The sequence below is a fragment of the Corallococcus terminator genome, assembly GCF_003611635.1.
Taxonomy (GTDB): Bacteria; Myxococcota; Myxococcia; order Myxococcales; family Myxococcaceae; genus Corallococcus; species Corallococcus terminator.
Map to the genome: position 1 here is coordinate 57,085 of NZ_RAVZ01000008.1, position 7,399 is coordinate 64,483.

A 7,399-nucleotide genomic window follows, 5' to 3' on the forward strand; every position below is an offset into this window, starting at 1 on the left:
CGTCAGGACTCGACACCGCAGCAGGGCGCTACAGGCTGGTAGCGGAATACTTGCCAAAGCGCCCGACTTCCTGATGATTGTCGAAGGCGGCAGTCATCGCGGACGGCGCTGGGGTGCTTCCGCCAAGAGGAACGACATGGACCAGTTCGAGCAGAACAAGCAGGCCGCGAAGATTCGTGTCGTGGGCGCGGGCGGGGCGGGCTGCAACGCGGTCAACACCATGATTCTGTCGAAGCTGGATCGCGTCGATTTCATCGCCGCCAACACCGATGTCCAGGCGCTCGCCGCCAGCAAGGCGCCCACCCGTCTGCAGCTTGGCCAGGCCCTCACGAAGGGGCTGGGCGCCGGCGCCAACCCGGAGATGGGCCGTGAGGCCGCGCTGGAGTCGCGCGATCAAATCGCCGCGGTGCTGGAAGGCGCCGACATGGTCTTCGTGACGGCCGGCATGGGCGGTGGCACCGGCACGGGCGCCGCGCCCATCATCGCGGACATCGCCAAGAGCCTGGGCTGCCTCACCGTCGGCGTCGTCACCAAGCCGTTCCTCTTCGAAGGCAACAAGCGCCGCAAGCAGGCCGAGCAGGGCATCGTGGAGCTCAAGGCCGCGGTGGACACGCTCATCACCATCCCCAACCAGCGCCTGCTGTCGCTCTCCAATGAGCCCATGCCGCTCTTGGAGACGTTCAAGCGCGCGGACGAGGTCCTGCTCAACGCCGTGCAGGGCATCAGCGACCTCATCCAGTACCACGGCTACATCAACGTGGACTTCGCGGACGTGAAGACCATCATGAGCGACAAGGGCCTGGCGCTCATGGGCACGGGCAACGCCTGCGGCGACCGGCGCGCGGTCATCGCCATGCAGCAGGCCATCTCCAGCCCGCTGCTGGAGGATGTCTCCATCGACGGCGCCACCGGCCTGCTCATCAACATCACGGGCGGCCGCGACATGACCCTGCAGGAGGTCAACGAGGCGCTGACGCTGGTGCACGACGCGGCGGACGGCGAGGCGGAGATCATCTTCGGGTCGCTCATCGACGAGCAGATCCAGGACGAGGTGAAGATCACCATCATCGCCACGGGGTTCGTGCACCGTGAAGCGGCCAAGATGCGGCCCATGGCGCAGGTGGTCCAGGTGCCGCTGTCCAGCCGTCCCGCGCCGTCGGTGCTGTCCTCCTCCCGCGAGGAGGTGGCCAGCCTGGTCCCCGCGAAGAGCACGCCCCGTCCGGCCATGTCCACGGTGGAGAACCCGAAGTCCTCCATGCAGAGCGCGCGCACGTCGGTGGTGAAGGACGCGGCGCTGCCCCTGGACGAGGATCAGTTCGACATCCCCACGTTCCTGCGCCGTCAGGGCCAGACGGAACTGCCGTAAGGCGAAGGCCTAGCGGCGGGGGAGGCGGGCGACGCTCGCCGTGCCCCGGCCGGTGAGGCGGTCACAGCGGGTGAACAGGCCGTCCACCTCGTCGTAGAGCGCGTCGATGCGCTCCGACGCACGGGGGGCGGGCAGCACGCCGGTTCCACCCAGCTCCTCCAGCTTGATGCCCACGCGCTGCAGCAACTGGAGGGCCTTCAGGAGCGAGCGGCCCTGCTTCGTGCCGTCGGGCGTGAAGAGGGTGCCACCCTGGTAGAGCGTCACCAGATTGGCGCGAGTGTCCTGCACCCGCTCGTTGAGCCGGGTGCGGTACAAATCCAGACGGCGAGCGCGACGGGCACCATGCAGGTCCACGACGCCTTCCGTTCCTGTCGAAGGAGGCTTCACGTCGGGCAAGGTACGTCAGGGCTGCTCAACCCCGCAAATTTACGGGACTGTACGGACCTGTTGCGCGCCTGCCCGAGCGCTTGTCAGCCAGGGGGGTGGGGGTTAGTTTGGCCGCCCTTCGCAACGCCGGGGTCTCCGCCATGTTCCAGAAGCTGCTGATCGCCAATCGGGGTGAAATCGCGCGCCGCATCGGGACGGTCGCCCGGGGCATGGGGGTCAAGACGGTCGCCGTGCACTCGGACGCGGACGCGACGCTGCCCTTCGTGAAGGAGGCGGACGAAGCGGTGCGCATCGGTCCCGCGCCGGCCAGGGACAGCTACCTGAGCATCCCCGCCATCCTGGAGGCGGCGAAGAAGACGGGCGCGCAGGCCGTGCACCCCGGCTACGGCTTCCTGTCGGAGAACGGCGAGTTCGCGCAGGCGTGCGCGGACGCGGGCCTGGTGTTCGTGGGGCCGCCGCCGGAGGCCATGGCGCGGATGAAGGACAAGAGCCAGGCGCGCAAGCTGGTGTCCGCCGCGGGCGTGCCGGTGGTGCCGGGCAGCGACGGCGTGCTGCCGGACGTGCAGAGCGCCCTGGAGGCCGCGGGGCGCATCGGCTACCCGGTGCTGTGCAAGGCCGCCAGCGGCGGTGGCGGCATCGGCATGGCGGCGGCGAACAACCCCGCGGAGCTGGAGAAGGTCTACCGCCAGTGCACGGACCGCGCGAAGGCCGCCTTCGGCCGCGAGGGCGTGTACCTGGAGCGCTACTTCCCGGCGCCCCGCCACATCGAGGTGCAGATTCTCGGGGACACCCACGGCCACCTCATCCACGGCCTGGAGCGCGAGTGCTCCATCCAGCGCCGGCACCAGAAGGTGGTGGAGGAGGCCCCGTCGGTGCTGTTCGCGAACGGGAAGAACGCCGCGCTGTCGGAGCAGCTCTTCACGGCGGCCGTCACCGCGGCCAGGGCGTTCGGCTACGCGAACGCGGGCACGGTGGAGTTCCTGTACTCGGACGGGCAGGTGTACTTCATCGAGATGAACGCCCGGCTCCAGGTAGAGCACCCGGTGACGGAGCTGACCACGGGCCTGGACCTCATCGGCTGGCAGTTGAGGATCGCCGCAGGTGAGAAGCTGACGGTGAAGCAGGAGGACGTGAAGCGCAGGGGCGCGGCGCTGGAGTTCCGCATCTACGCGGAAGACCCGGTGAAGTACTTCCCGTCCCCCGGCCCGCTGAAGGTGTACCAGCCGCCCACGGGCGAGGGCGTGCGTCTGGACTCGGGCTATGCCGAGGGCGACGTGGTGACGCCGAACTACGATCCGATGATCGCGAAGCTCATCATCACCGGCGCCACGCGCGACGAGGCGATTGCCCGCGCGGTGAAGGCGCTGGAGAGCTTCCGCATCGAAGGCATCAAGACGAACATCCCGCTGCACCTGCGCATCCTGAAGGACCCTGCCTTCAGCGCGGGGGAGCTGGACACGCACTTCCTGGATCATCACGCGAAGCCGTAGGGGCGCGGGCAGGCCGCGCATCGTTTTCACACCCGAGGAGGGACTGGTTCATGGCGGACGTTGCGGCGCACATCACAGGCACGGTGTGGAAGATCGAGGTGAAGGTCGGCGACAAGGTGGAGCCCGGCACCACGCTCGTCATCCTCGAGTCGATGAAGATGGAGATGCCCGTGGAGACCGAGGAGGGCGGCACGGTGAAGGAGATCCGCTGCAAGGAAGCGCAGGCGGTCAACGAGGGCGACGTCCTCGTGGTGCTCGGGTAGTCCGGGCACGGATTCCAGGAGACGGCGATGGAGCCCACGCTGGAAGTCGAGGACCGCGAGGGCGGCATCCGGGTGCTCACCGTCTCCAACCCCTCGCGGCGCAATGCCCTCAATGACGCGCTGCTGGCCCGCCTGGACGCGGCGTTGGAGCCCGCCCCCCACGTCCGCGTGCTGCTGGTGCGCGGGCAGGGAGGGCACTTCTGCGCGGGCTACGATTTGACGCACCTGGGCCCGCCCGGCGCGGATGGACGGCTGCCGGATGACCCGCTGGTGGCGTGCCTGCTGAAGCTGGAGCGGCACCCGGTACCGTCGGTGGCGCTGGTGCAGGGGGGCGCGGTGGGCGCGGGCTTCGACCTGGCGGCCTCCTGCGACTTCCGTGTGGGCGCTCCTGACGCGTTCTTCCTCATGCCCCCAGCCCGGCTGGGCATCGTGTACTCGCCGGAGGGCCTGACGCGGGCGGTGCGGCTGGTGGGGCTGTCCCGGGCCAAGCAGCTCTTCCTCACCGCGCGAAGGCTGCCGGCGCCCGAAGCGCTGGCCTGGGGGCTCCTGGACGAGTGCCTGGAGGACGCGGAAGGACGCGCGCTGGCGCTGTGCGCGACGCTGGCCGCGCAGGCCCCGAAGGCGGTGACGGGGATGAAGGAGGCGTTCGGGCTGCTGGCGCGCTCCGGATTGGCTCCGGAGGACGTCGCGCGGCTGCGTCAGGTGCGCGGCGAGGCGTTCGGCAGCGAGGATGCGAAGGAGGGGCGCGCGGCTTTCTTGGAAAAGCGCGCGCCCCTGTTCAACGGGCGCTAGGTGTCGCCGAACAGCTCGCCCATCCGCAACTGAAGCGCGGAGGCGATCTTGTAGAGCGACGAGATGGACGCGGAGGATTCCGCGCGTTCAATCTGCGACAGCAGGGACACGGACAGGCCGGTGCGGCGGGCAAGCTGCTTGAGCGTGAGCTCCTGCGTCTTGCGGGCGTCGCGGATGGTGCGGCCTATAGCGCGGTGAAGGTCCGCCTCTGGGTCCTGCGACAGACCCTTCTTCTGGAGGGCGTTGCGCACGGCGGCCGTGAACTGCTCCGGCTCCATGGGCTTCTTCACGTAGTCGGACGCCTGCGCCTTGAGCGAGGCGACCGCCGTATCCACCGTGGGATAGGCCGTGGCGACGATGACCGCGATGTCCGTGTCGTACTTGCGGATGAGCTCCAACACTTCGGTGCCCGACATCTGCGGCATCATCATGTCGAGGATGACGAGGTGGAAGTCAGAGCCCCGGAGGATGTCCACCGTCTGGGTGGGGTCGGTGGTGGTGACCACCTCGTAGCCCTCTCGGGTCAGCACCAGCTTGAGGTAGTCGCAGTTGTCCTGCTCGTCATCAACTACCAGGATGCGAATCTGCACAGCGTCTCCTCGCTGCAGGGTTGAGGGAAGTGCTGCGGGGGGGGGTTACTGGCCGTTCGTTACGGCTGAGGGCGATTTAGGCAGGGGAGCCGTCGTGGAGCCGTCGCCCTGCTGGCTTTTCAGCGCGTTGATGACTTTGTCCCTTGTGGGATAGCCATCAGGCGTAAGCGTGAGGAACTCCTTGTAATGCTTTTCGCTCATCTTGAAGTCCTTCATCTTGGCGTACACCACGCCGAGCATCAGGTGGCATTCGGGATGGCTGGGGTCTAGCAGGGCGCAATCATTGGCGATTTCCAATGCACCATTGATGGTGTCCTGGGCTTTGCTCAGGCTTCGGACCTTCGCCTTGATCTCATCAATGTCCCTGCCGACATCCTTGCCTCGCATGAACTCGGACGACGGGACCTGAGGCTTGTTGGCGTCGGTTCCAGTCGTCTCTGCCTGTGACGCGAGCGTGGCGTCATCAAGCTGCTTCTTCAGGGCTTCTGCTCGGCTGGCGAAAGACTTGGTTTTTGGGACAGCCCCATAGGCTGCAGTTGCCTCTTTGAGGCTCTTGTTCTGGAGCGCAACTTCGGTGAGGTCCAACTGCTGCTTGGCCTTGGTCTCCGTGCTCAAGCGCTGCTGCAGTTCCTTGACCTTGTTGGGTGTGAAACCCTTCGTAGTCCGTAGGGTTTCCAGGTCAGCGCGAGCCTTGTCGAAGTCAGCGCCCTCAAGCGCGGTCTCGAAGTCCTGCTCTGTCACCTTCACTTCGGGCGGCGCCTCCGGGGGCGCCGTCTCGGGCGGCGTCGGCGCGGTCACGGTCTCCGGGGGCTTCTGGGGCGTCTCCGGCGGCGGGGTGTCGGCGACGACGGGCGGCGGAGGCGTCGGCGACGGGCCGAACCACTCCTCGCCCTTCACGACGAAGAGCGCGGCGCCCGCGGCGATGGACAGGAACGCGACCGCCGCGGTCACCAGCATCTTCTTCGAACCCGAGCGGCCCTGCGCGGCGATGTCCTCCGCCAGCGTGCCGGGGCCCACGAAGCGCAGCTTCACGTGGCCCATCTCGATGACGTCGCCGTGGGACAGCGTGGCCTGGGCGTAGCTTTCGCCGTTGACCGTCATCCCGTTGGCCGACTGCATGTCGATGACGCGCCACTCGCCGGTCTCCTCGCGCACGATCTTCGCGTGCGTGCGGGACAGCGAGCGGTGGTCCAGGGCGATGTCGTTCTCCGACGTGCGACCGATCCGCAGCTCCGTGCGGTTGCAGTCGTACTCCTGGCCCTTGAACTCCGTGGGGGCGAGCACCAGCAGCCGGGGCTGCTCGTCTTCCGGGACGCGCTCCACCTTGCGGGGGCGGTCCGCCTCCATCTGATCCATGCGGATGATGGAGGTGGCGTTGCGCCGCATCTCCGCGGACGGAGGCGTGTGGTCGTGTTCGTCGCCATCCTCGGCGTCGTCGTCCTCCTCCTCGTCGGCCCGCGCCGCGGCGGCCGCTGGGGCGTCGTCCTCGTCGTCGGGGTCCGCCCGGCGGGAGGCAGGCACCTTGGCGGTGATGGCGCCAGTAGGGGCGGCGGTGGCGGCCGCGCCTTCGACCTGCAGCGCCAGATCGTAGTCGCCGATCTGGATGAGGTCGCCCTCCTTGAGAGGGAGCTGGCCTGCGACGCGTTCACCGTTGATCCGGGTGCCGTTGTAGCTCCCCAGGTCTTCGAGCACGACGTGACCATTGAGGCGCACGAGTCGAGCGTGTCGACGTGACACGTTTCGCTCGGTCAGGCGGATCGTGTTGCCCTCCTGACGGCCAATGGTGATTTCGTCGCGCACGAAGGGAACAACGGTCTTGCGCCCCTCGTCGTCTTCGATGATGAGCTTCAGCACGGGTCCGGTCCGAGTACAGCTATAGCAGAATGCCCTTTGCCGAGACAAGCCATGTATCCCCCGGGAACAACAGGGTTTTTTGCCCATCCCAGGGTCAGGGAGGCAGTGTTGTCCATCGGTCGATTGGCCGGAAAGGGTGGGGAGTCGAGGCTACCTTGGCTCACGGTAGCACTGGTAGCGGCACAGGCCATTCTGTACGTCATCCTTGCGCCTGGTGGCCCCCCTGGAGTGGATGCACTGGTGCGATGGGGCGCCAAGACGGGCCCCCTGGTGACGGACGTGGGCCAGGGCTGGCGGCTCGTGGCGGCCAACCTGCTGCACCGGGACGGGCTGCACCTGGGACTCAACCTGCTGGTGTTCACGGTGGTGGGCTCGGCGGTGGAGCGGGCGTGCCGTTGGTGGGACTACCTGGCGCTGCTCGGGGTGGCGGGGCTTGCGACCATGGCGGGCTCGCTCTGGTGGTCGCCCACGGTGAGCGTGGGCGCGTCGGGGCTCGTGTTCGGCTGCGTGGGCGCGCTGCTGGTGCTGGGGCGGCGCTCGCGAAACGGGCCGGGGGCGCGCTTCCGGTGGTTCTCCGGGGAGAGCGCCCTGCCCACGGTGCTCGTCTTCCTGTGGCTCGGGTGGACGAGCGCGGGCGTGGACAACGCGGGGCACCTG

The 7,399-nt window shown here is 68.0% G+C and carries 8 protein-coding genes; 5 read left to right on the forward strand and 3 right to left on the reverse strand.

Annotation, left to right across the window (positions count from 1 at the left end; all coding sequences use genetic code 11):
* Positions 1 to 136 precede the first annotated feature (136 nt).
* Entirely contained in the window at positions 137 to 1,366 is a 1,230-nt protein-coding gene (ftsZ, locus tag D7V88_RS02570; RefSeq protein WP_120538984.1) for a cell division protein FtsZ, read from the forward strand.
* A gap of 9 nt (positions 1,367 to 1,375) precedes the next feature.
* Here ftsZ and D7V88_RS02575 read toward each other — a convergent pair whose 3' ends face one another.
* On the reverse strand, positions 1,376 to 1,720 hold the full coding sequence (locus tag D7V88_RS02575; RefSeq protein WP_244237927.1) for a hypothetical protein: 345 nt from the start codon (positions 1,718 to 1,720) through the stop codon (positions 1,376 to 1,378).
* A gap of 173 nt (positions 1,721 to 1,893) precedes the next feature.
* Between D7V88_RS02575 and D7V88_RS02580 the strand changes: the two genes are divergently transcribed.
* Genes D7V88_RS02580 through D7V88_RS02590 form a run of 3 tightly spaced genes read left to right on the forward strand, consistent with a single transcriptional unit; the run spans position 1,894 to position 4,298 of the window.
* On the forward strand, positions 1,894 to 3,243 hold the full coding sequence (locus D7V88_RS02580; RefSeq protein WP_120538986.1) for an acetyl-CoA carboxylase biotin carboxylase subunit: 1,350 nt from the start codon (positions 1,894 to 1,896) through the stop codon (positions 3,241 to 3,243).
* A gap of 50 nt (positions 3,244 to 3,293) precedes the next feature.
* Positions 3,294 to 3,506: a biotin/lipoyl-binding carrier protein gene (locus D7V88_RS02585; protein ID WP_120538987.1), complete on the forward strand. Its 213-nt coding sequence runs from the start codon at positions 3,294 to 3,296 to the stop codon at positions 3,504 to 3,506.
* 27 nt (positions 3,507 to 3,533) lie between these two features.
* A complete protein-coding gene (locus tag D7V88_RS02590) occupies positions 3,534 to 4,298 on the forward strand; it encodes an enoyl-CoA hydratase/isomerase family protein (protein ID WP_120538988.1) in 765 nt (254 codons plus the stop codon).
* Here D7V88_RS02590 and D7V88_RS02595 read toward each other — a convergent pair.
* A complete protein-coding gene (locus D7V88_RS02595) occupies positions 4,295 to 4,888 on the reverse strand; it encodes a response regulator (protein WP_014398871.1) in 594 nt (197 codons plus the stop codon). The genes D7V88_RS02590 and D7V88_RS02595 overlap by 4 nt on opposite strands.
* 45 nt (positions 4,889 to 4,933) lie before the next feature.
* Positions 4,934 to 6,742, reverse strand: coding sequence for an FHA domain-containing protein (locus tag D7V88_RS02600; protein ID WP_244237929.1), 1,809 nt, complete (start codon positions 6,740 to 6,742; stop codon positions 4,934 to 4,936).
* Positions 6,743 to 6,982: 240 nt separating this feature from the next.
* Between D7V88_RS02600 and D7V88_RS02605 the strand changes: the two genes are divergently transcribed.
* Positions 6,983 to 7,399 (forward strand): rhomboid family intramembrane serine protease (locus D7V88_RS02605; RefSeq protein ID WP_244237930.1); only part of this gene is annotated, 417 nt, incomplete at its 3' end.